This window comes from Staphylococcus simulans, assembly GCF_003043455.1.
In the GTDB taxonomy this organism is placed as follows: domain Bacteria; phylum Bacillota; class Bacilli; order Staphylococcales; family Staphylococcaceae; genus Staphylococcus; species Staphylococcus simulans_A.
On the sequence record NZ_PZGG01000026.1, the window covers coordinates 1 to 22,647 of the forward strand.

22 protein-coding genes, 6 tRNA genes and 1 rRNA gene are annotated in these 22,647 nt (G+C 36.5%); 25 read left to right on the top strand and 4 right to left on the bottom strand.

Annotated features, from left to right (window positions below; all coding sequences use genetic code 11):
• The first annotated feature begins 10 nt into the window (after positions 1-10).
• From rrf to BU038_RS06135, 12 genes are all read left to right on the top strand, one after another.
• Positions 11-125 (top strand): 5S ribosomal RNA (rrf, locus tag BU038_RS06080).
• 11 nt (positions 126-136) lie between these two features.
• Positions 137-211: transfer RNA gene (locus BU038_RS06085), tRNA-Asn, on the top strand.
• A gap of 3 nt (positions 212-214) precedes the next feature.
• A tRNA-Glu gene (locus tag BU038_RS06090) sits at positions 215-286 on the top strand.
• A gap of 9 nt (positions 287-295) precedes the next feature.
• Positions 296-371, top strand: a tRNA-Val gene (locus BU038_RS06095).
• Between the two features lie 19 nt (positions 372-390).
• Positions 391-474: transfer RNA gene (locus BU038_RS06100), tRNA-Tyr, on the top strand.
• 5 nt (positions 475-479) lie between these two features.
• Positions 480-554: transfer RNA gene (locus BU038_RS06105), tRNA-Gln, on the top strand.
• 3 nt (positions 555-557) lie between these two features.
• Positions 558-630 (top strand) — tRNA-Lys (locus BU038_RS06110).
• Between the two features lie 198 nt (positions 631-828).
• Positions 829-1,635 (top strand): diadenylate cyclase CdaA, encoded by an 807-nt coding sequence (gene cdaA, locus BU038_RS06115; RefSeq protein WP_002481840.1) that lies wholly within the window; start codon positions 829-831, stop codon positions 1,633-1,635.
• A gap of 1 nt (position 1,636) precedes the next feature.
• A complete protein-coding gene (locus BU038_RS06120) occupies positions 1,637-2,569 on the top strand; it encodes a CdaR family protein (protein ID WP_107605278.1) in 933 nt (310 codons plus the stop codon).
• A 26-nt stretch (positions 2,570-2,595) separates the two neighbouring features.
• Positions 2,596-3,951: a phosphoglucosamine mutase gene (gene glmM / locus BU038_RS06125; protein ID WP_107605279.1), complete on the top strand. Its 1,356-nt coding sequence runs from the start codon at positions 2,596-2,598 to the stop codon at positions 3,949-3,951.
• A gap of 683 nt (positions 3,952-4,634) precedes the next feature.
• The gene (glmS, locus tag BU038_RS06130; RefSeq protein ID WP_107605280.1) at positions 4,635-6,440 is read left to right on the top strand and encodes a glutamine--fructose-6-phosphate transaminase (isomerizing); all 1,806 of its coding nucleotides are present in this window, start codon (positions 4,635-4,637) and stop codon (positions 6,438-6,440) included.
• A gap of 121 nt (positions 6,441-6,561) precedes the next feature.
• On the top strand, positions 6,562-7,416 hold the full coding sequence (locus BU038_RS06135) for an HAD family hydrolase (protein ID WP_107605281.1): 855 nt from the start codon (positions 6,562-6,564) through the stop codon (positions 7,414-7,416).
• Positions 7,417-7,473: 57 nt separating this feature from the next.
• Here the strand turns inward: BU038_RS06135 and BU038_RS06140 are convergent, their stop codons facing one another.
• Positions 7,474-8,574, bottom strand: a complete 1,101-nt coding sequence (locus BU038_RS06140; protein ID WP_107605282.1) for a hypothetical protein — start codon at positions 8,572-8,574, stop codon at positions 7,474-7,476.
• A 129-nt stretch (positions 8,575-8,703) separates the two neighbouring features.
• Between BU038_RS06140 and BU038_RS06145 the strand changes: the two genes are divergently transcribed.
• Positions 8,704-9,438 (top strand): metallophosphoesterase family protein, encoded by a 735-nt coding sequence (locus BU038_RS06145; RefSeq protein WP_107605283.1) that lies wholly within the window; start codon positions 8,704-8,706, stop codon positions 9,436-9,438.
• Positions 9,439-9,515: 77 nt separating this feature from the next.
• On the opposite strand, the gene BU038_RS06150 is transcribed toward BU038_RS06145, so the two are convergent.
• Entirely contained in the window at positions 9,516-10,463 is a 948-nt protein-coding gene (locus BU038_RS06150; protein ID WP_199219694.1) for a cation diffusion facilitator family transporter, read from the bottom strand.
• A gap of 12 nt (positions 10,464-10,475) precedes the next feature.
• Entirely contained in the window at positions 10,476-10,781 is a 306-nt protein-coding gene (locus tag BU038_RS06155) for an ArsR/SmtB family transcription factor (RefSeq protein WP_002481828.1), read from the bottom strand.
• Between the two features lie 168 nt (positions 10,782-10,949).
• On the opposite strand from BU038_RS06155, the gene BU038_RS06160 reads away from it, so the two are divergent.
• The 11 genes from BU038_RS06160 to BU038_RS06210 all read left to right on the top strand — a co-directional run bounded on the left by BU038_RS06160 (position 10,950) and on the right by BU038_RS06210 (position 20,895).
• A complete protein-coding gene (locus BU038_RS06160) occupies positions 10,950-11,612 on the top strand; it encodes an NAD(P)-binding oxidoreductase (RefSeq protein WP_107605285.1) in 663 nt (220 codons plus the stop codon).
• Between the two features lie 121 nt (positions 11,613-11,733).
• Positions 11,734-12,432, top strand: a complete 699-nt coding sequence (locus BU038_RS06165) for a FadR/GntR family transcriptional regulator (RefSeq protein ID WP_107605286.1) — start codon at positions 11,734-11,736, stop codon at positions 12,430-12,432.
• Between the two features lie 281 nt (positions 12,433-12,713).
• A complete protein-coding gene (locus BU038_RS06170) occupies positions 12,714-13,448 on the top strand; it encodes a (Fe-S)-binding protein (RefSeq protein ID WP_023016321.1) in 735 nt (244 codons plus the stop codon).
• A 1-nt stretch (position 13,449) separates the two neighbouring features.
• A complete protein-coding gene (locus BU038_RS06175; RefSeq protein WP_023016320.1) occupies positions 13,450-14,886 on the top strand; it encodes a LutB/LldF family L-lactate oxidation iron-sulfur protein in 1,437 nt (478 codons plus the stop codon).
• Positions 14,886-15,578 (top strand): LutC/YkgG family protein, encoded by a 693-nt coding sequence (locus BU038_RS06180; protein WP_107605287.1) that lies wholly within the window; start codon positions 14,886-14,888, stop codon positions 15,576-15,578. The genes BU038_RS06175 and BU038_RS06180 overlap by 1 nt, the downstream gene beginning before the upstream one ends.
• Before the next feature lie 518 nt (positions 15,579-16,096).
• Positions 16,097-17,035, top strand: coding sequence for a mannose-6-phosphate isomerase, class I (gene manA, locus BU038_RS06185; protein WP_107605288.1), 939 nt, complete (start codon positions 16,097-16,099; stop codon positions 17,033-17,035).
• A gap of 20 nt (positions 17,036-17,055) precedes the next feature.
• Complete coding sequence (locus tag BU038_RS06190; RefSeq protein WP_002481822.1) at positions 17,056-17,286, top strand: hypothetical protein; 231 nt, start codon at positions 17,056-17,058, stop codon at positions 17,284-17,286.
• A gap of 140 nt (positions 17,287-17,426) precedes the next feature.
• Positions 17,427-18,803 (top strand): EVE domain-containing protein, encoded by a 1,377-nt coding sequence (locus BU038_RS06195; RefSeq protein WP_107605289.1) that lies wholly within the window; start codon positions 17,427-17,429, stop codon positions 18,801-18,803.
• Positions 18,804-18,927: 124 nt separating this feature from the next.
• Positions 18,928-19,326 carry a thiol-disulfide oxidoreductase DCC family protein gene (locus tag BU038_RS06200; RefSeq protein WP_107605290.1) on the top strand — a complete coding sequence of 133 codons (399 nt, stop codon included), beginning with the start codon at positions 18,928-18,930 and terminating at the stop codon, positions 19,324-19,326.
• Between the two features lie 267 nt (positions 19,327-19,593).
• A complete protein-coding gene (locus BU038_RS06205; RefSeq protein WP_107605291.1) occupies positions 19,594-20,040 on the top strand; it encodes a Dps family protein in 447 nt (148 codons plus the stop codon).
• Positions 20,041-20,202: 162 nt separating this feature from the next.
• A complete protein-coding gene (locus BU038_RS06210) occupies positions 20,203-20,895 on the top strand; it encodes a M15 family metallopeptidase (protein WP_107605292.1) in 693 nt (230 codons plus the stop codon).
• A gap of 66 nt (positions 20,896-20,961) precedes the next feature.
• Here the strand turns inward: BU038_RS06210 and deoD are convergent, their stop codons facing one another.
• Positions 20,962-21,669: a purine-nucleoside phosphorylase gene (gene deoD, locus BU038_RS06215; RefSeq protein WP_002481817.1), complete on the bottom strand. Its 708-nt coding sequence runs from the start codon at positions 21,667-21,669 to the stop codon at positions 20,962-20,964.
• Between the two features lie 248 nt (positions 21,670-21,917).
• Here deoD and deoC point away from each other — a divergent pair, with 248 nt between their 5' ends.
• Positions 21,918-22,580 carry a deoxyribose-phosphate aldolase gene (gene deoC / locus BU038_RS06220; protein WP_107605293.1) on the top strand — a complete coding sequence of 221 codons (663 nt, stop codon included), beginning with the start codon at positions 21,918-21,920 and terminating at the stop codon, positions 22,578-22,580.
• The last annotated feature ends 67 nt before the right edge of the window (positions 22,581-22,647 follow it).

Consider the following 22,647-nt stretch of genomic DNA (forward strand, 5'->3'; position numbering starts at 1 on the left):
CATTCCATTGTCTGGCGACAATGGCAAAGAGGTCACACCTGTTCCCATGCCGAACACAGAAGTTAAGCTCTTTAGCGCCGATGGTAGTCGGACTTACGTTCCGCAAGAGTAGGACGTTGCCAGGCAATGATATTATTCCACAGTAGCTCAGTGGTAGAGCTATCGGCTGTTAACCGATCGGTCGTAGGTTCGAGTCCTACCTGTGGAGCCATATGGCCCCGTGGTCAAGCGGTTAAGACACCGCCCTTTCACGGCGGTAACACGGGTTCGAGTCCCGTCGGGGTCATTACATATTGGAGAATTAGCTCAGCTGGGAGAGCATCTGCCTTACAAGCAGAGGGTCGGCGGTTCGAACCCGTCATTCTCCACCATTTTGAATTAAATTTTGTCGGAGGGGTAGCGAAGTGGCTAAACGCGGCGGACTGTAAATCCGCTCCTTCGGGTTCGGCAGTTCGAATCTGCCCCCCTCCACCATCTAATGGGCTATAGCCAAGCGGTAAGGCAACGGACTTTGACTCCGTCACTCACTGGTTCGAATCCAGTTAGCCCAGCCATTAGAGCCATTAGCTCAGTTGGTAGAGCATCTGACTTTTAATCAGAGGGTCAGAGGTTCGAATCCTCTATGGCTCACTGTTGCACCCTTGTGAAAAGGGTGCTTTTTTTATTGTAATTTTTTCTTTTACTAGTGAATTAGAATATATAATTCAAAGATGTATGTATTTTTATTCTAAGGTAAAGGGGGATGTATGCTATAATTTAAATGTATGAGCGCTGTGTATGAATCAATATAACAGCAATCATTGTAATTAGGTTACCGGAGGAGATGCTATGAATTTTGGCGGCATTTTTGAAAATTTCAATACGGTAAAGTTAATAACAAGTATTCTAGACTTACTTATAGTCTGGTATGTGATTTATCTATTAATCACAGTATTCAAAGGTACTAAAGCAATCCAACTACTCAAAGGGATCATCGTTATTGTTATTGGTCGTTGGGTCAGTGCTGCTTTAGACTTGACTACTACTGCAAGATTGTTTGATATGGTAATTCAATGGGGTTTCTTGGCCATCATTGTAATCTTCCAGCCAGAAATCAGACGAGCACTTGAGCAGTTAGGTAGAGGTAACCTGTTTAAACGCTATGTTGCTAATTCATCAGCAGATCAAGAGAAATTGATTAAAGCAGTTGGCGGAGCAGTACAATACATGGCCAAAAGAAGAATTGGTGCTTTAATTGTGTTTGAGAAAAAGACAGGTCTTCAAGATTACATTGAGACAGGTATACCAATGGATTCTGATATTTCACAAGAACTTTTGACGAATGTCTTTATTCCTAATACACCGTTGCATGATGGTGCAATGATTATACAAGGAACAAAGATCGCAAGTGCTGCTTGTTATTTACCACTTTCTGATAGTTCTAAGATTTCAAAGAGTTTAGGAACAAGACATCGTGCTGCAGTAGGTATCTCAGAAGTTTCTGATGCATTTACCGCAGTAGTATCTGAAGAAACAGGTTCTATTTCTGTAACGTTCGATGGAAAATTGCGTAAAGACATCTCACTAGAAGTCTTTGAAGAATTATTAGCTGAACATTGGTTTGATACAAGACTTCCAAAGAAAGGCGTGAAGTAAAATGTTTGAGAGCAAATGGGGTTTAAGATTTGTAGCATTTGTCTTAGCATTAGCTTTCTTTTTAACAGTGAACAATGTCTTTGGAGATATCTTTGGAACATCTAAGCTATCACAAACTTCAACACGCACAATCTCGAATGTACCTGTAGAAGCTACATATAACAGTAAAAATTTATACGCTTCAGGCATACCTGACAGCGTCGACGTCCAAATTAAAGGTACACAATCTAAAGTGTTGAAAGCAGAACAATCAGATGACATTAAAGTCGAATTGGATCTAACTAAAACATCATTAGGTCGTCATAAAGTTGATTATGTAATTAAAGGTTTGGATAATGAAGTAGAGGGTACTGTTAACCCTAAACAAGCGACTGTCAATCTAGAGAAAAAAGTCACTAAAATGATGACAGTGACACCAGATGTCAGTAATAAAGAATTAAATCCAAATTATCAGATTAAAAATCAAACTGTGACACCTAAAAAAGTTAAAGTGATAGGTGGGCAACATCAAGTAGATAAAATTGCTTATTTAAAAGCAACATTTAAAGACGATACAAATATCAATGATGATACAACCGATGTTGGTGAAATTGTTGCTTTTGATAAGAACTTAAATAAACTTGACGTGATTACAAAACCAAGCACTGTTAATATTACTGTAGAGTTAGAACCTTACAGGAAGAAAGTAGATATTAAAAAGAAAGTTATCGGTAAAGCAAATTCTAAGTTAAATGCTGATAATGTTAATTTGTCTAAACAACAAGTTGAAATTTTTGGAAATAGAGATGAGTTAAGTGATATCCATAGTGTGACAGCAGTGGTTGATTTAGCAGATTTTGAAAATTCAGATGAAGCTGCTGTGAAAATGGAATTACCTGACAAAGTTAAAGATGCTGATGCGAGTGATATCAAAGCGACAATATCAGCGAAATAAATTAAGCATTAAAGGAGAATTTTGAAATGGGCAAATATTTTGGGACAGACGGAGTCAGAGGTGTAGCAAACGAAGAACTAACTCCAGAACTGGCTTTTAAACTAGGTAGATACGGCGGTTATGTTTTAGCGCATAATGAAGACAAGAAACATCCACAAGTCCTTGTAGGACGTGATACACGTGTTTCTGGGGAAATGTTGGAATTTGCGTTAATCGCAGGTTTAATCTCTATCGGTGCTGAAGTAATGCGATTAGGCGTTATTTCTACACCAGGTGTAGCATACTTAACAAAAGAAATGGATGCTGAGCTAGGTGTTATGATTTCAGCTTCTCATAATCCAGTGGCAGATAACGGAATTAAATTCTTCGGTTCAGACGGCTTCAAATTATCTGATGATCAAGAAAGAGAAATCGAAGCGTTATTAGACGAAGAAAATCCTGATTTACCACGTCCAATCGGAAATGAAATTGTTCAGTATTCGGACTACTTCGAAGGCACTCAAAAATACTTAAGTTATTTAAAATCAACTGTAGATGTTAATTTTGAAGGCTTAAAAATTGCTTTAGATGGAGCCAATGGTTCTACATCACAACTTGCACCATTCTTATTCGGTGATTTAGAAGCAGATACAGAAGTGATCGGTTGCAGCCCAGATGGTTACAATATTAATGATGGCGTGGGTTCAACACATCCTGAAGCATTAGCTCAAACAGTTGTTGAAACTGAAAGTGACTTTGGTTTAGCCTTCGATGGAGACGGCGACCGTTTAATCGCAGTTGATGAAAAAGGTAATATCGTTGATGGTGACCAAATTATGTTCATCATTGGTCAAGAAATGGCGAAAAACCAAGAGTTAAATGATAACATGATTGTTTCTACTGTCATGAGTAACTTAGGTTTCTACAAAGCATTAGAAGCAGAAGGTATTAAATCTAATAAAACTAAAGTCGGCGACCGTTATGTTGTAGAAGAAATGCGCAGAGGCAACTACAACCTAGGCGGTGAGCAATCAGGTCATATCGTAATGATGGATTACAATACGACTGGAGATGGTTTATTAACAGGTGTACAATTAGCAGCTGTTGTAAAATTAACTGGTAAACCATTAAGTGAACTTGCTGAACAAATGAAAAAATACCCACAATCTTTAATTAACGTACGTGTGACAGACAAACACGCAGTGACAGACAATGCTGATGTTAAAGCAGAAATGGACCGCGTAGAAGCTGACATGAACGGTGAAGGACGTATTTTAGTTCGACCTTCAGGTACAGAGCCATTAGTACGTGTCATGGTAGAAGCTGCAACTGATGAAAAAGCTGAAAACTATGCACAACAAATCGCAGATGTAGTTAAAGAAAAAATGGGTTTAAATGAATAATTAATTTTGAAGAACTGAGGCTGATTAACAAGTTTCAGTTCTTTTTAATTTGTGATAAAAGTCAAAAAAAAAGACTGAAGCTACTTAGCCTCTAAATATAATAAACGAATATTATTAGTTAATAGTAAAAACATAATTAGAAATCGAAAAAATTGCAGTTAGCAAAAAACTTTAGAGTGTAAGCGGATACAGGTTGGGAAAATAGTTGCATTTATAAAAACACTCATTGTAAAATACTTATATTACGTGTAAAAGGGGGATAGACAGGTTAAACCATAATTATAGCGCCCGTACAATGGCAAGCTGGAATTTGCGTAGATTTATGTCTTAGAGCAGAAGATGTAATAGCAAGCATAGCTTTAAATTGTCGACGAGGAAGACAGTGATCGGATTATCGGCGGATGCTGTCTCGGATAAGGTCAGTCGTAAGTTTACAAGGTAAAACATTGAGGTGACTCGATGCACAAAGTTTGTAAACAGACCAAAGTTTATATTTTTGAACGGTACTCACACAAGGGGATTAGTACGTCTATTTTTGTAGAGTTCAAGTGAGAAGGGACTCTATAGAGTATATTTAGGCGGCATCAATTTATATTCGATACAGAAAAATTTAATATGAAACTGAAAGATTCCCCCGTGAAAAGGGTAACCGTTAGGAATGAAGAATACGGAGGAATTGAATTATGTGTGGAATTGTAGGATATATCGGATATGATAATGCGAAGGAAATTTTATTAAAAGGCTTAGAGAAATTAGAGTACAGAGGTTATGACTCTGCAGGTATTGCACTTGTGAATGACGAAGGTACGACAGTATTTAAAGAAAAAGGTCGTATTGCAGATTTAAGAAATGTAGCTGACAATAGTGATGTAGATGGAACAGTAGGAATTGGTCATACACGTTGGGCGACACATGGTGTGCCGAACTATGAAAACTCTCATCCACATCAATCAGCATCTAAACGCTTTACTTTAGTTCACAATGGTGTGATTGAAAATTACGAAGAGTTACGTGATCAATATGTATCAGATGTTAATTTTTTATCAGATACTGATACAGAAGTCATCGTACAATTAGTAGAACATTTCTCAAATGAAGGCTTATCTACTGAAGAAGCTTTCACTAAAGTCGTTAAATTATTACATGGCTCTTATGCCTTAGCATTATTAGACGAAGAAGACCACGATACAATTTACGTGGCGAAAAACAAATCACCATTATTAATCGGTGTTGGAGAAAAATTCAACGTTGTAGCATCAGATGCTTTAGCAATGTTGCAAGTAACGAATGAATATAAAGAAATTCACGATCATGAAATTGTTATTGTTAAACGTGATTCAGTTGAAATCAAAGATTTAGATGGCAATGTACAAAAACGTGAAACATACACTGCTGAAATTGATGCATCAGACGCTGAAAAAGGTGTTTATGATCATTACATGCTAAAAGAAATTCATGAACAACCTGCAGTTATGCGTCGTATTATTCAAGAATATCAAGATGACAACGGCGACTTGAAAATGGATAATGCGATTATCGATGAAGTTGCACAAGCTGACCGAATTTATATCATCGCTGCCGGTACAAGCTATCATGCAGGTTTAGTAGGTAAAGAATTTATCGAAAAATGGGCTGGTGTCCCAACAGAAGTACATGTCGCTTCTGAATTCGTATACAACACACCATTATTATCTAAAAAACCATTATTCATCTATATTTCACAATCAGGTGAAACAGCAGACAGCCGTGCTGTATTAGTTGAAATGAAAAAACGTGGTCATAAAGCATTAACAGTAACAAATGTACCAGGTTCAACACTTTCTCGTGAAGCGGACCACACGTTACTTTTACATGCTGGACCAGAAATTGCTGTAGCATCTACAAAAGCATATACAGCACAAATTGCAGTACTTGCTATCTTGTCTCAAATTGTGGCTAAACGTCACGGACAAGAAGAAACTGTAGATTTATTACAAGAACTTGCGAAAGTCGCAAATGCGATGGAAGCAATCGTAGACGATGCTGAATATATGGAACAAATTGCGAAAGACTACTTAGCAACAACACGCAATGCCTTCTTTATCGGTCGTACAATCGACTACAATGTCAGCTTAGAAGGCGCATTGAAATTAAAAGAAATTTCATATATTCAAGCAGAAGGATTTGCTGGCGGTGAATTAAAACACGGTACAATTGCGTTGATTGAAGATCAAACACCAGTGATTGCTTTAGCAACACAAGAGAATGTTAACCTTTCAATCCGCGGTAACGTCAAAGAAGTTGCTGCACGTGGTGCACATACATGCATTATCTCAATGGATGGATTAAATAAAGCAGGAGACACTTATGTGATTCCTCAAGTGAACGAGTTATTAACGCCACTTGTTTCTGTTGTGCCATTACAATTGATTGCATACTATGCAGCATTACACCGTGATTTAGATGTGGATAAACCACGTAACTTAGCAAAATCAGTAACAGTAGAATAATTGATAATTAACGAAACTGTCATTCTCTTTGTAGAGTGGCAGTTTTTTCTTTGTAGAAAGTTGCGAAAACAGTTTGAAAATGCCATAATCAAGGCGATAACAACAACTTGGAGGAAAAGTAATGGATAATGTACAAGCGATATTCTTAGATATGGATGGAACGATTTTACAAGAAAATAATAGAGTATCAGATAAAACAACAGAAACAATCAAACAATTACGTCAAAATGGATTCAAAGTCTTTATAGCGACAGGACGTTCATTTGACGAAATTGAACATTTAACACCTGAAAATTTTGAAATTGATGGTGTGATTTCATCTAATGGGACTAGAGGAAACGCTGAAGGTGTAACTATCTTTGAACATAGTCTGACGTATGAAGCGGTCACTGAAATTGTTGAAAGCGCGAAAGCTCAACACATTTATTATGAAGTATTTCCATTCAGCGGCAAACGTATGATTTTAAAAGAAGACCGCGAATGGATTGAAGCAACTTGTGCAGGTGATACGCCACCGAACAATGTGGGGATCAGTGAGTGGAATTCTCGTAAGCATGCTTTAAATGGCAACGTAAACTGGGTAGATACATTACCTCAAATGCAGTTTTCTAAAATTTATATGTTCACACCAGATTTAGAGAAAATCACGACAATCAGAGAACATTTAATCGATGAACAGAAACAACTAGAAATCACAGTTTCCAACTCATCACGCTTCAATGCGGAAACTATGGCAGAAGGTATCGATAAAGGTACGGGTATTAAAGAGATGATTGAACACTTTAATATTCCGCAATCAGATACACTTGTGATTGGTGACAGTGATAACGACCGTTCTATGTTTGCGTTTGGTCATTACACAGTCGCAATGAAAAACGCTCGACCTGAAATTCAAGCTCTTACAAAAGATGTCACATCTTATACAAATGATGAAGACGGTGCAGCACGTTATTTAGAATCAAACCTTTTGAATTAATAATAGAAAAAGCGTCTGAAGGAGTTGTTACACTGCCTTCAGACGCTTACTTATTGCTTACTTTTTAAAGTCATCTGAGCGTTCATCAATTTCTTTATTCTTTGATTGTAAGTGATCAAATGTAGTATCTTGATAAACTTCTTTATCATTTTCGTTTGTAGTTTCTTTCGTTTCTGTTTCTTTTACAGGTGTTGTCTTTTCTTTTTCCTCTTGTTCTGCTTTTGCTTGTTGTTTACGTTGTTGGCGAGAAGGCGCACGGTGAGGTACAACACCATCTGTTACAGTACTGAAGAATGCGATAATCGCATTAACGTTTAAGTAATAAACGACAATACGTACGATGATGATAATAACTAGTAAAACAACTGTTAAAACGCCTGCTACGTTTTGTGAAATACTTCTTGTAGAGAATGCGACAAGTTGAGAAACAGGTGTTTCTAAAATAATCACAACTAAATCTAATACTACAAGTCCAAGTAAAAGTTTGAACCAAGAATGATGACCATTTTTCATTGATTTAAATGCATGTTTAACATCTTGGAATGCACCGGCCTGACGGTCTTTAAAGTATGCGACTGTATACGCAATCATGATGTAAGTAAATGTCCAGATAAAGAATGAAAGTACAATCGCTAAAATTGTAAGCGCGATAAGTTGAACAGCAATGTATACACCGACATGTTCCATAAAGTAACTTTGTCCGCTTCTCAACAACGCTCCAATACCTAAACTGAACAATTGAGTCAGTAAGTAGCGAATCAGACTCAGTATCGCGATAAAGAGTAAAGTAAACAATGCTAACTTAACAGCTCTTAAATAGCTGCCTTTTTTAAATGCTTCAAAAGCATCAAGCATGCTGACTTTTTCTTTATGGATACCTTTATAAATGATGTTGATCGCACCTGCAGCCAGGTGATATCCAGCAAAGATAAAGAAAGCTAATGGTATAATCAGACTGATAATCACCGGTAATAAAATTTGCGGTGACATTGATTGATACATCATCGCCATAATAAACATCGAGATGCTTTGCGTTAATGGCTGTAATGTCAATCCAGTCAATAATAGAAAGACAATAAATGTTAGAATACTAAAAAGAGCTATTTTAACATTTTGCGGTTTTGCGTTTTGTATTGCATGTTTATGAAATTTAAACAATGGCTTAGCACTCCTTTGATATGATATAAACACAATATCAAAAAATTGCTTGGTTTCAAATTAAAAAATCAAGATTATAAGCAAAATGTAATGTTTTGTTTCATTATAAACTTTAATGAGGGTGATAGTATGAAATTTGCAGTATTTACAGATGTCCACGGAAACATGGATGCATTAGCCACAGTTTTGAGAGACATTGACAGAAGAGGGGATATTGATCACATTTATAACTTAGGAGATATCATCGGTATCGGTCATAATACAAATGAAGTATTAGGTATGGTCACTTCAAGAGATGATATTACATCGATTGCAGGTAATCATGACGAAGCCATTATGTCAGTTATCAATCAAACACCTTATCCAGAAGATTTAAATGATAAGTTTTACGAACATCATCACTGGGTTGCTGAACATTTAAATCCACAGTATTACGAGTATTTAAATCAACTGCCAAGAACGTTTAACTTAGAAGTGGCCGGTCAAAAAGTATTGGGCATCCATTATGAAATTGAAAATATGATGTTAGAGCAACCGATTGATAAAGTGCCATTTAGTCCAATTGTTGAACCGACTGCTTCGCATATGGCGCATTTATTTAAAGATAAAGAAGCGGATTTAATTTTATTCGGTCATAATCATACATTGCATCATTTCATTTATGAGGATGTCGCTTATTTCAATCCAGGTTCAGTAGGATTGAATCGTGCACCTTATACAGTATACGGCATTGTGACCATTACACCTGAACAATTCAATATCGAACATGTCAGAGTAGCTTATGATAATACACGCTTCATTGATGGTTTCGAACAAAAAGATGTTCCAGGCCAACAATTGATATTTGATAAATTTATTCAATAAAACAAACCTAATTGTCATATGAAAAAGAAGACGTATCAGACTTGATTGCTGATACGTCTTCTTTGCTTTTAAATACTTTATGGTGTCACAACATGTGAACATAACGTTTCGCGACTATGCTCATTTTGATCAGATTCTAATTGAATGGTCATATGATGCACATTGAGTTCGTTTAATTGATGTTCAATACGTTTAAGCAATGCTTCACACTCTTTGATAGATAATGTATCACTCACGACCGCATGGCAACTGAAGGCATTTAAATCATTAGAAATCGTCCAAATATGACAATCATGAACATTTTGGATTTCTTTTTCAGCACGTACCGTTTCAACCACTTGATCGATGTCGATATCTTTAGGTGTACCTTCCATCAAGATATTAAGTGAATCTTTGATTAAACCGTAACTGCTTTTAAGAAGTAATAAAGACACAAGAATACTCGCGATGGGATCTGCGATGGTAAAGTGGAAAGCCCAAATTAAAATTGCGGCAACAATCGCGCCTAAAGAACCAAGCAAGTCACCTAAGACATGTAAGAATGCACCGCGCATATTAATATTATGTTCCGTATCTCCGCCACGTAACATAATCCAAGCCACTACAATGTTGACCACTAAACCAATGACACTGATGATAAACATTTCAGTAGAAAGGACTTCAGGAGGTGCTGCAAATCTTCTGATAGCTTCAATCATGATGCCGATACTGATAACTAGTAATAAGACACCATTAAATAAAGCAGCTAAGATCTCAAAGCGTTTATAACCAAAAGTCATATTCATTGTGGCATGGCGTTCAGCATATTTAAATGCGAATAGCGCTAAACCTAAAGAAAAGGCATCACTGAGCATATGAACACCATCGGATAGTAATGCTAAACTGTTCGCAAAGAAACCGCCGATTAATTCTACGACCATAAAGGATGCGATAATCATAAATGAAAAAGCTAAAACACGTTTGTTGTCGGTATGCACATGATGATGGTGATGGTGATGTGCATGTTCATGAGAATGATTCATAATAAAACTTCCTTTCTAATCAACCGGGTGCTCTGCATGGTGGATGGCTTGTGAAAGCAGTGTTACCACGTGTTGGTCATCAAGCATATAAATTTTAGATTGGCCTTGTCGTTGATCTTTAACTAACTCAGCATGACGCAGTACTTTTAATTGATGCGATACATTTGATTGAGACAGTTTGAGCGTATGGCTGATATGACCCACACTGCAAGGTCCTTGTTCGAGTAAATGCATAATTCGGATACGATTGGGTTCACTTAGGGCTTTGAAAATGTCCGTCACTTGTGCGAGTGTACGGCCGCTTAATTCTTGGTGTGACATGACTTTCACTCCTCTTATTAATATATGAACATGTATTCATATATAATGTACATCGATTGTATGTATAAGTCAATATCTGAAAATAGTGTCTGTTTTGGATTTACAAATGAGGGAACAATTATAACTGTATAAAATGAAAAGAAATAAATTAAAGAAGGAGTGAAATCATTGAGTATTTTATTCTTAGGTGCCAATGGTGGCGTTGGTCATTATGCGGTAAAACAATTAAAAGAAGATGGTCAAGAAGTAACAGCGGCTTATCGTAAAGAAGAACAAGTAAGTAAAGCAAAAGAAGAAGGTTATCATGCTGAACTTGTAGATGTTGAAAAAGATACGATTGATGATCTTGCGAAGAAATTCAAAGGCTTTGAACAAGTAGTCTTCTCCGTCGGTTCAGGCGGCAGTACAGGTGCAGATAAAACAATTATTGTTGATTTGGATGGTGCTGTGAAAGCTATTGAAGCAAGTAAACAAGCAGGTGTGAAACACTTTGTGATGGTTTCTACATTTGATTCTCGTCGTGAAGCGTTTGATAGCGTACCTGAATTAAAACCTTATACGATTGCGAAACACTATGCAGATAATCATTTACGTGACTCTGGCTTACACTATACTATTGTGCATCCGGGTGCTTTATTAGATGATCCAGGTACTGGCAAAGTGACGATTGCGTCGCAATTAGAAGAAGCAGGCAGTGTGCCGCGTGAAGATGTTGCATCTGTGATTGTTAAAGTTCTGACTAATGAACAATTCCAAGGTGGAGAATTCCAAGTCGTTAGTGGCGATGAGGCAATTGATACAGCGTTGACTCAATACTATCAAAACAAATAATCATGAATATAAAATTTGTTCAAGAAGGTCTTTGATGGCCTTCTTTTTTATACATAATAGAGTAAGGTTGTGAAGAGATTTGTGATAATTAAGTAGATAAAACTATGGAGGTCAAAAGTCGATGAAAATTTCGAAAACAAAGATATATGAAAAAATTGCCGACATCTTGTTAGAACAAATCAAATCTGGTGAATATGCTGTCGGGGACAAATTGCCTTCCATTCAAGCGTTAGCAAAAGACTATGGTGTCAGTGTGGCATCTGTACGAGAAGCTTTTAATGCGTTACGTACTATCGGAGTCATTGAAATCAAACAAGGCTATGGGACGTTCGTGACAAAAAGAGAGCCGGTCTTCTTTGATTTGAATGAATCAAGTTTGACGCGCAAACAAATTGAAGATTTATTAGAATTACGTGAAGTTGTAGAACTAGCGACAGTACAAAAAGCTGCGACACATAGATCAAGTGACGATTTAGAAGTACTATCTTCAGCTTTACAATTAATGCAGAAAGCAGTCGGTGATGGCACATCTGGAGAAGCGGCAGATTTAAAGTTTCATTTAGCGATTGCTAGAGCAGCTCAAAATGATATGTTGTTTGACTTGTTGAATAACATTTCAGATGTGATTCAAGAAACCATGAAAGAAACACGCCGAGTATATTTATTTGATAAAGAAAAAGCATTACTTCGTTTATATGAAGAACACCAAAAGATATATCAAGCAATTGAACAACAAGATACAGATAAAGCAGTTCAACAAATGAAAGCACACTTAGAAGAAGTGCGTGATACGATTCTAGAAAACATTCGCCAACAATAAGCATTCGAAAACAAGTCTCATAAAATTGAGGCTTGTTTTTATTTTGATTAAAAACTCTTCATGAAAAATAAAAAAGTTTGAACAAATTGTTAAACATCTGATGACTAGATGTTTAAATAGCGCTATAATGTACGAGTAATCGTTTCTATTCTTAATCTAAACAGTAATCGTTGTGGGGATGATTACTGCTGTTTTAACGGTTAAGAATCAAGAAATCATTAAAAATTTAATAGGGCATATACGTTCACGTAAAATGCGCGAGCGGGGAAAGGGTGTAAAATATGAAAGTCAGTTTATTCTCAACTTGTTTAGTTGAAGCTTTCCATACACGCATTGGTGTTGCGACAGTGGAATTGCTTGAAAGACTAGGTTGCGAAGTAGATTATCCGACAGCACAAGTATGTTGCGGACAACCAGCCTACAACTCAGGCTATTTCGATGATGCAAGACAATCAGCTAAACAAATGATTAAAGCATTCAAAGATTCAGACTATGTTGTCGCACCATCTGGTTCTTGTATTACAATGTTTAAACATTATCCAAGTTTATTTGAAAAGGATCCTGTGATGCATAAAGAAGCTATCGCATTAGCAGATAAATCTTATGAACTTACACAATTTATCGTTAATGTATTAGGTGTCACTGATGTCGGTGCATCATTAGAAGGTAAAGCAACAATTCATCCTTCTTGTCATATCACACGTGTATTAGGTGTGGTAAATGAACCGAAAGAATTATTAAGCCATGTGAAAGGTTTAGAACTAGTAGAATTGCCTCAGTATTATAACTGTTGCGGTTTCGGTGGTACATTCGCTGTAAAAATGGCTGATGTCTCTAGTGAAATGGTTGATGAAAAAGCACACTGTGTAGATGAAACAGGGGCTGATTATTTAATCGGTGCAGATGCCAGCTGTTTAATGAATATCGAAGGACGTTTAAAACGTATCAACAGTAAAGTAAAAGTACTTCATATTGCGGAAGTGTTGAATCATCAACTTGAAGGGGCGGTGCATTAAGATGGGTATGCGTATCGGAGAAAAAACATTCAAAGAAGCCTTCAAAGTTGAGAAACAAAATAAATTTATGCGCGGTGCTGTAAGCTCTGCACAAGATGGCTTAAGAGTTAAAAAATTAAAAGCACAAGAAGAACTTGGCAACTGGGAAGAATGGCGTCAACTTTCTGCAGAAATTCGCCAACATACATTAGAAAATTTAGATTACTATTTAAATCAGTTATCTGAAAATGTCGCAAAACTTGGCGGTCATGTATACTTTGCAGAAACAAAAGAAGAAGCTTCTAACTATATTGCTGAAGTCGTTAAAAAGAAAAATGCCAAAAAAATCGTGAAGTCAAAATCAATGGTCACTGAAGAAATCAATATGAACCATGTGTTACAAGATACAGGAGCAGAAGTGGTTGAAACTGACTTAGGTGAGTATTTACTACAAATTGATGAAGAAGATCCGCCATCACATATCGTCGCACCTGCATTGCATAAAAACCGCGGTCAAATCCGTCGTGTGTTACATGCGAAAGAAGGTTATGAAGGTACTGATGATCCGACAGAAATGGCACGTTTTGTACGTAAAATAATGCGCGAAAAATTCTTAGCTGCAGAAGTCGGTATTACAGGATGTAACTTTGCGGTCGCAGATAGTGGCAGCTTCTGCTTAGTTACAAATGAAGGTAACGCACGTATGTCTACAACTGTACCTAAAACACAAATCACAGTTATGGGTATGGAGCGTATCGTACCATCATTTAAAGAAATGGAAGTCCTAGTCGGTATGTTGTCTCGTAGTGCGGTAGGTCAAAAATTACCAAGTTATGTCACTACTTTAACAGGACCTCGTGGCGAAGGCGAAATCGACGGACCAGAAGAATTCCATTTAGTTATCGTAGACAATGGACGTTCAACAATTTTAGGTACACAATTCCAAGAAATTTTACAATGTATTCGTTGCGGTGCATGTATGAACGTATGTCCGGTTTATCGTCATTCTGGCGGTCACAGTTACGGTTCTATCTATCCAGGACCAGTCGGTGCAGTCTTATCGCCATTACTTGGCGGTTATGAAGAATATGGACAATTACCATATGCGTCTTCACTTTGTGCCGCATGTTCAGAAGCATGTCCAGTTAAAATTCCGCTTCACGACTTACTCTTAAAACACCGTCAAGTCGAAGCAGAAGAACTTAAAAAATCAGCATTAGGCGAACGTCTGGTTATGAAAGGTTTCGGTATCGGTACAACTAAACCGCATCTTTTCCAATACAGTATCAAAATGGCAGGCCCAGCCCTCAAACCGTTTGCGAATAAAGACGGCTGGGTTGAAAAAGGTCCGAAACCATTACACGCTTGGACACAATCCAGAGACTTCCCAACACCTGAAAAAGAACGTTTCAATCACTGGATGAAAGAACATTTGAAACAGAAAGAGGGTAATCACTAATGACTGGTTCAGTTTCTAACAAAGACAAATTCCTAGCAAATATTCAAAACGCCTTAGAACGTAAAACACCAGAAAAAGTCATCAAACCTGAATGGTCAGTACAACCACAATACAAAACTTTATCTGATTTATCACAAGATGAATTAGTCGACCATTTAGAACAAGAATGTAAAAGCATTCATACTGCATTTGTCAAAACAACAAAAGCGCAATTGAATGACACACTAAAAGAAACGATTGAACAGTTTGGCGGCAACCCAGTTGTACGTTTTGATGATCCGCGCTTTGACCAATACAATGTAGATTTAAGCGCATTTGAAACAACAGTGTGGGATGAATCACGCCCTGAAGAAAGTAAAGCAGCAGCACAAACTGCACAAGTGGGTATTACTTTCAGTGATTATTGTTTAAGCGAAAGCGGAACAATTGTATTATTCTCAGGCAAAGGACGCGGCCGTGCAGTAAGCTTAATGCCTGAAACGTATATTGCGATTATTCCAAAATCCACAATCGTTCCAAGATTTACACAAGCAGCAGACGGCTTATTCGATAAAAACCAAGAGGAAGCACGTTTCCCATCTTGTGTAAACTTTATTACAGGACCTTCTAACTCTGCAGATATCGAAATGAACTTAGTTGTAGGTGTGCATGGTCCAGTCAAAGCAGCATATATTGTTGTAGATGATATCTAGAAATCAAAAATGACTTTTATAGAAATAAATAAATTCCCCGAGTTATACATATAACCGTATAATTCGGGGATTTTCAGCATTTAAAAAGACCTAAGCTTTTCCAGGGCTTAGGTCCTTATGCAAATTTTTTATCAGTGTGAGCTGCATCAGCAACCCGTTCGATATTAATCATTTTTATTACCTTATGTAGCGTATGTTAAGGTATTATTAACATACTTCTATCATAAAGGGTAACAGTCAGCAAGCACAAGCAATAATTAATAGAAAATGTAGATTTAATAGGAAAAATGATAAAAAATATCAAAAGTATAAAAAGGAATGTGAAAAAAACATACATTGATTGAAATTTTGATGATTAAGTTTTGTAAAAAAATTATGGATACTACCACCCTGAACAAAATATTGTTATAATATGCTAGATAACGCTAACATGAATAAATCCAACAAGAAATCAGAGACACAGATATTGATACATAGTAAGGAACGGTTTGAAAAAGTAGCGGAGGTGGACAGTTTCAATGCCATTGTTTTTAGACCCGATTTTTAAAGAGAGAATTTGGGGAAGTCGCCATTTATCAAAATATGGTTATGCATTACCTGAATCAGATATAGGAGAAATATGGACAATCTCTGCGCACCCTCATGGTGACAGTGTCATCTCAAATGGCCCATTTAAAGGTCAAACACTTAATCATGTTTGGCATACACATAAAGAGTTGTTTGGTGATTTTCCAAGTGCACAATTCCCATTAATGGTAAAAATGATAGATGCACAAGAGGCACTGTCGGTACAAGTACACCCCGATACTGCTTATGCTTATGAACATGAAGACGGTGATTTCGGTAAAAAGGAATGCTGGTTCATTATTGAAGCGGATGAAGATGCTGAAATTATCTACGGTTTGAATACAGAGTCTAAAGATGACTTTGTAGAAGCTTTAGACCAAGGTGAACACCAAGATTTATTTAAACATATCCCAGTTCAAGCAGGAGACTTCTTCTTTGTGCCTAATGGAATTGTTCATGCGATTGGTAAAGGATTGGTTGTATATGAAGTGACACAAGCTTCAGACGTCACATATCGTATTTACGATTATAATCGTGTCGATGCACAAGGTCAGCCGCGTGATATGCATATCGAGAAAGCCAAAGACGTCGTTGAAGTACGTGAAGATAGTCCGAATGTAATACCTGAATCAGAAATTATTGAAAATCATAAGCGGACAACTTACATTACACATGAAGCCTTTACTGTCGTTAAATGGGAAATCACAGGAACATTAAGTTATATGAAACCAAGAGAGTTCTGTTTGGTCACAGTGTTAAATGGCGAAGGCCAGTTGATCACTGATGGCGATGTTTATGAAATTGAATCAGGCAGCAGTTTTATTTTGACGTCTGAGGATTTAGATAACATCTTTGAAGGTGACTTAACAGTTATGATTACGTATGTTTAAAGAAACAGAGGTGTAACAGCATGCGAAAATTTTTATACATCACTTTAATTTGCGGTATTTTATCAGGTGCAGGAGTCTTTATGAATTTCCCTAAGTACCCAAACTTGATGATTCCAGCTGCATTTTCAATTTTAGGGATATTATGTGTATTACTCACTATTCCAGATAAACAAACGAGCAACATGTTGAAGTTAGGCGGATTTTTGATTAATTTCATGCCGTTAATGGCAATTTTACTCATGCCTCGATAATGAGTTTAACTTGTATCGAAGAGAGGCATTTGATATAAATAGCTAGAATGAGATTTGCAATATAGGGTTGAAGCTAACAGCCGCGAAATGCGTATATTGCACTTAAACCAATATATTTATGAAGAAGGAGCAGTATCAAAATGAGTGAAGAAACAAACTATTTCTGGCTGAACTGCGGTTATAATCGTTGGAATCATAATGAACCTTTAGTGGGCCAGACAACATTGTTTGAATCAGGGGCACAATTCAATCCTACGCAAGGTTTTCGCGCGTTCAAAAAAGCCAAACCAGGAGATAAAGTTATCTTTTATCAAGTTCAAACAGATGCAGGTTTGCTTGGAAGCGGTGAAATCATCAGTGTCCAAACAGGTGCACAACATAAAATTCGTGTACAATTTCGTTTGACTGAAGCTTTAAAACCATTAACTGCAGATTACTTAAAACGCAGCGAACAATTAGAGTTTCGTATCAATAACATGAAAGAAACTTTGTTCAATCAAATCGCAAAAGAAGAATTTGAATTAATTGAACAACTAGGTAAAGGGACAACGCAAGTACCGAGATACTTCTTCTTAGCTGAAACCAAAGATTTTGAACCTGGTGAAACATATACTTTATTTACGCATACGTTCAATGGCATTAAACGTAATGGTTATCATTACTACACGCAACTTGAAATCGGCGATAAGCTTGTGTTTTATAACCGTAACGCTGATCACTCTGTGGTCGGTTTAGGTGAAGTGACACAACATATTCGTGAGTTGCCGCCCATTCAAGGACGTACGAATAGTACCGCAATTGAAGTCCGTTATGACGAAGATATTAATCCAGTGAATTTAGCAACTTTAAATAAACACCCAAGATTAAAGAATTTATATTACTTGCAAGAAAATGCGAAACAAGCTATCGCAAGCATGTCTCAAGCACAATTTGATGCGATTCTTGAAATGAGTCGTAATGACAGTGTGAAACCACAATTCGAAGCGATTAAAAAGGATGACGCAGTCTCACAAACAGAAGATGAAATAAAACCATTTATTTTGTTAGTGATTCAAGATAAAGATCGTGCGGAAGGTTTAAAAGCTGCAGAGAATCTACTACAAAAAACGAATGCGAAACCTGTTATCACAACAGGACATCCTGATTTCTCTGAAGATATGTTATATGGTAAGTATTTACCGAATGAAGCAGGAGCGCTTTATTATAGAGAAGGTTTCATTACAGAATTGATGCCGAGAACAGACCGCAGCTATTTAGTCATTGATAACTTCAACCGTATTGATCCAGATATTTTCCAAACGTATATTAATGTGTTAGAAGGTTATGAAGTGACATTGCCACGTTATAATCGGGATGGGTCTATGATTAAATGGTCACGTGATAAAGATTCTTTCTATCACTTTAATCCAAACTGGCACATTATCGGTGTCACATATGACGATTTAGAAACAATCAAACAAAAATATTCAGAACAATTCTTAAAGTACGCTCGAATTGTCAAAGTGAATCATGAGTAATAGAGATATAAGTCTTAGAGGGTTACGTCCCATCTAAGACTTTTTTTAATGAAAAATTAATGGTAAATCTAAACGGGTATAGTACATAACAGATGAAAGTACAGAACGAGAGAGGAGAAATAGAATGCCGATTATTTATTATGATGCGAACTGTGTGTATTGCTATAACTATGCAATATGGTTAATCAGACACGGTTTATCTAAAAGTTATGAGTTTGCGACATTAAAAGGAACGGCTGGACAAGAATTAGAACGCAGACATCCAGGTATTTTAAAAATGAATACTGTCGTACTGCAAGAAGGTGAACATCTTTATTTCAAATCAACAGCAATCGCAAAACTATTGATGTCATTAACAGAAGAAAAATGGATAGGTATCTTGTTAACACTTGTACCGAAACCATTGCGTAACTTCGGTTATGATTTATTTGCGAATAACCGAGATAAAATGTGGCATGCAGAATGGCAAGAACCTACTGATTATGAGCGTTCATTCTTTATTGAATTGCCTAAGAACATTTAATTGAGAATGACAATAAAACAAACAACTTGTTTGCAACGGGAGAGAGTGAAATATCATATCATGTCAAAATGCTTAGTTATAAGTGCTCAAATGTGTTGAAATCTTCAAAGCAGGGTAAAGTAATAGAGAAAGCAAATACGACATCTTAGTTCTCTAGTTTAGAATTATTTTAAATTAGAGGAGAAATAGCTTTACAGATTAGAATGATTGTAATATAATAATGATTACAAAGAGAAAAAACGACAACCTAAAGGAGCGATTATTTTTATGGCAAATAAACAAGATGTAGTAAATGTATTAAACGAACAAGTAGCAAACTGGACAGTATTATATACTAAAATTCACAACTTCCATTGGTTTGTGAAAGGTCCTCATTTCTTCTCATTACACGTTAAATTTGAAGAATTATATAATGAAGCAAGTGAACACATTGATGAATTAGCAGAACGTATCTTAGCAATCGGCGGCAGCCCAGTTGCGACATTGAAAAATAGTTTAGATGTAGCTATCGTTGATGAAGCTGAATCAGAAAAAACTGCTGAAGATATGGTTCAATCAATTTCTAAAGACTTCACTAACATTTCTGAACAACTTGGAAAAGCAGTAGAAGTTGCAGGAGATGCAGAAGATGATGTATCTCAAGATATGTTAATCGCATTACAAACTTCAGTTGATAAACACAACTGGATGTTCCAATCATTCCTAGGCAAATAAGCATCAATCAAATAAATGACAATGATAAAACCAAGCCGTGGTCAAAGCATCATGGCTTGGTTTTTATTTTGTGAAGATATTTAAAAGTTTCATGAAAGGATGTTGAAAAATATATTGTGCGTTCTATACTATAGATGTGAAAGTTGATGAGGTGATAACGGGATGAATAAATTAATTGCGGGTACATTAGCTGCGAGTTTATTATTAACAGCGTGCGGCAGTACATCAGAACAAAACGACAACAAAGAGAACAAGCAATCAGAACAACCAGACACTAAAAAAACACAACCACCAAAACAACAACATCAAGTGAACAAGAAAAATGGTGTGACGACTGTTGACGGTTTAATGATTGTGAATAAAAAAGTGCCGATTTCAAAACATTATAATCTTGGAGAAAATAAAACAGCCAGACAACATTTGAATGAGATGATGCAAGATGCGAGAAAAGAAGGATTGAATATTGTGTATCGCAGCGGCTTCAGATCTTATCAAGAACAAGTTGGTCTTTATAATAGTTATGTGGCACGTGATGGTCAAAAAGCTGCTGATAAATATAGTGCGCGACCTGGCTTTTCTGAACATCAGACAGGTTTAGCTTTTGATGTGGGTACGCCACCGGGTAATAAAGATTTCTTAGAAGCGTATGGTGAAACGCCTGAAGGTAAATGGCTTGCTGAACATGAACATGAATATGGCTTTATCCTTCGATATCCAAAAGGTAAAGAACATATCACAGGTTATCAATATGAACCTTGGCACTTCAGATATGTCGGTCTTAAACATGCGAAAGATATCCATAATCAACATCTGACATTAGAAGAATATTTAGATTATGGTTATGATAAAAAATAATCATAAATGAAATTATGAAAAAAGGCGAAGCTGACTTGAGCTTCGCCTTGAAATATATTGTATGAATTATGCGATTTCTAACGCAATTTCCATCATTTGTGTAAATGAGTTTTGGCGTTCTTCAGGTGTTGTCGCTTCATCACGTAAAATGTGGTCGCTTACTGTGAAGATACCTAACGCTTTTTTACCTGCATAAGTTGCGTTTAAATATAAACCTGCAGATTCCATTTCAATACCTAAAATACCCATACGTTGCCATTGTTGGTTGAATGTTGAGTCAGCATTATAGAATGTATCTGAAGAAAGAATATTACCAACATGAGTCGTTGCGCCGACTTTATCCGCAACATTTTTAGCTTCGACCATTAAATCAAAGTCAGCTAATGGCGCGAAGTGGCCAGGAATATTGTATTGATCTACATAGTTAGAGTTTGTAGAAGCACCTTGTGCGATAATAATGTCGTAAAGGTTTACGTCTTCTTGTAATGCACCACAAGAACCGATTCGAATAATCGTATCTACATCAAATGTGTTATAAAGTTCATATGAATAGATACCGATACTTGGAATTCCCATACCTGAACCCATTACTGAAACTTCTTTACCTTTATATGTGCCTGTATAACCAAACATATTACGCACTTCGTTAAATTGTACGACATCTTCTAAATAATTATCTGCGATATATTTTGCGCGCAGCGGGTCACCTGGCATTAAAACTGTTTTCGCGATTTTAGCACCGTTTGGTTGAATATGCGGTGTACCTTGAGTCATATTTATCTGCTCCTTTAATAAAAAATAAGTTAAGTTAAAGATAACACGCAAGCTTATAATTTGCGAGAATAACCTTATACAGTCGGGCTTATTTAATGACAATTCAAGTATGATTTCATTAAAAGAGTGAAATTGAAACAACGTGAACATCTCTTATATTTTAGTGAGTTAAAATATTTGGTAAAATGATAATTGAATACGTTATATTATATGTGAAAGTAAACAACCAAATTGGAGGATGTATACAAATGAATGATGCGAAGTATATTGATCATACTTTATTAAAACCAGATACAACTGTAGAACAAATTGATAAGCTGATTGAAGAAGCAAAGGAATATCAATTTAAATCTGTATGTATCAACCCGACTTATGTAAAACATGCGGCAGAAGCTTTAGCGGATTCTGACGTATTAGTATGTACAGTCATCGGTTTCCCATTAGGCGCAAATACAACTGCGACAAAAGCATTTGAAGTAGAAGATGCGGTGAAAAATGGTGCAGATGAATTAGATATGGTTATTGATATCGGTGCATTAAAAGATAAACGCTATGACGAGGTACAACAAGATATTGAAGCGGTGGTTAAAGCTGCTGATGGTCGTACAGTTAAAGTGATTATCGAAACAGTGTTACTGACAGATGAAGAAAAACGTAAAGCATCTGAATTAAGTAAAGCAGCAGGTGCACACTTTGTGAAAACTTCTACTGGCTTTGCTGGCGGAGGCGCAACAGTTGAAGATGTAAAATTAATGAAAGAAGTCGTTGGCGACGCATTAGAAGTTAAAGCTTCAGGCGGTGTTCGTAATTTAGAAGACTTCAAAGCTATGATAGATGCAGGTGCGACACGTGTAGGTGCAAGTGCCGGTGTACAAATTATTCAAGGATTAGAATCAGATTCTGATTATTAATTAAAAATAAGTAAATGAAAAGGTGCGGTTCTTAATTGTAAATACGATTAGGAATCGTATCTTTTTT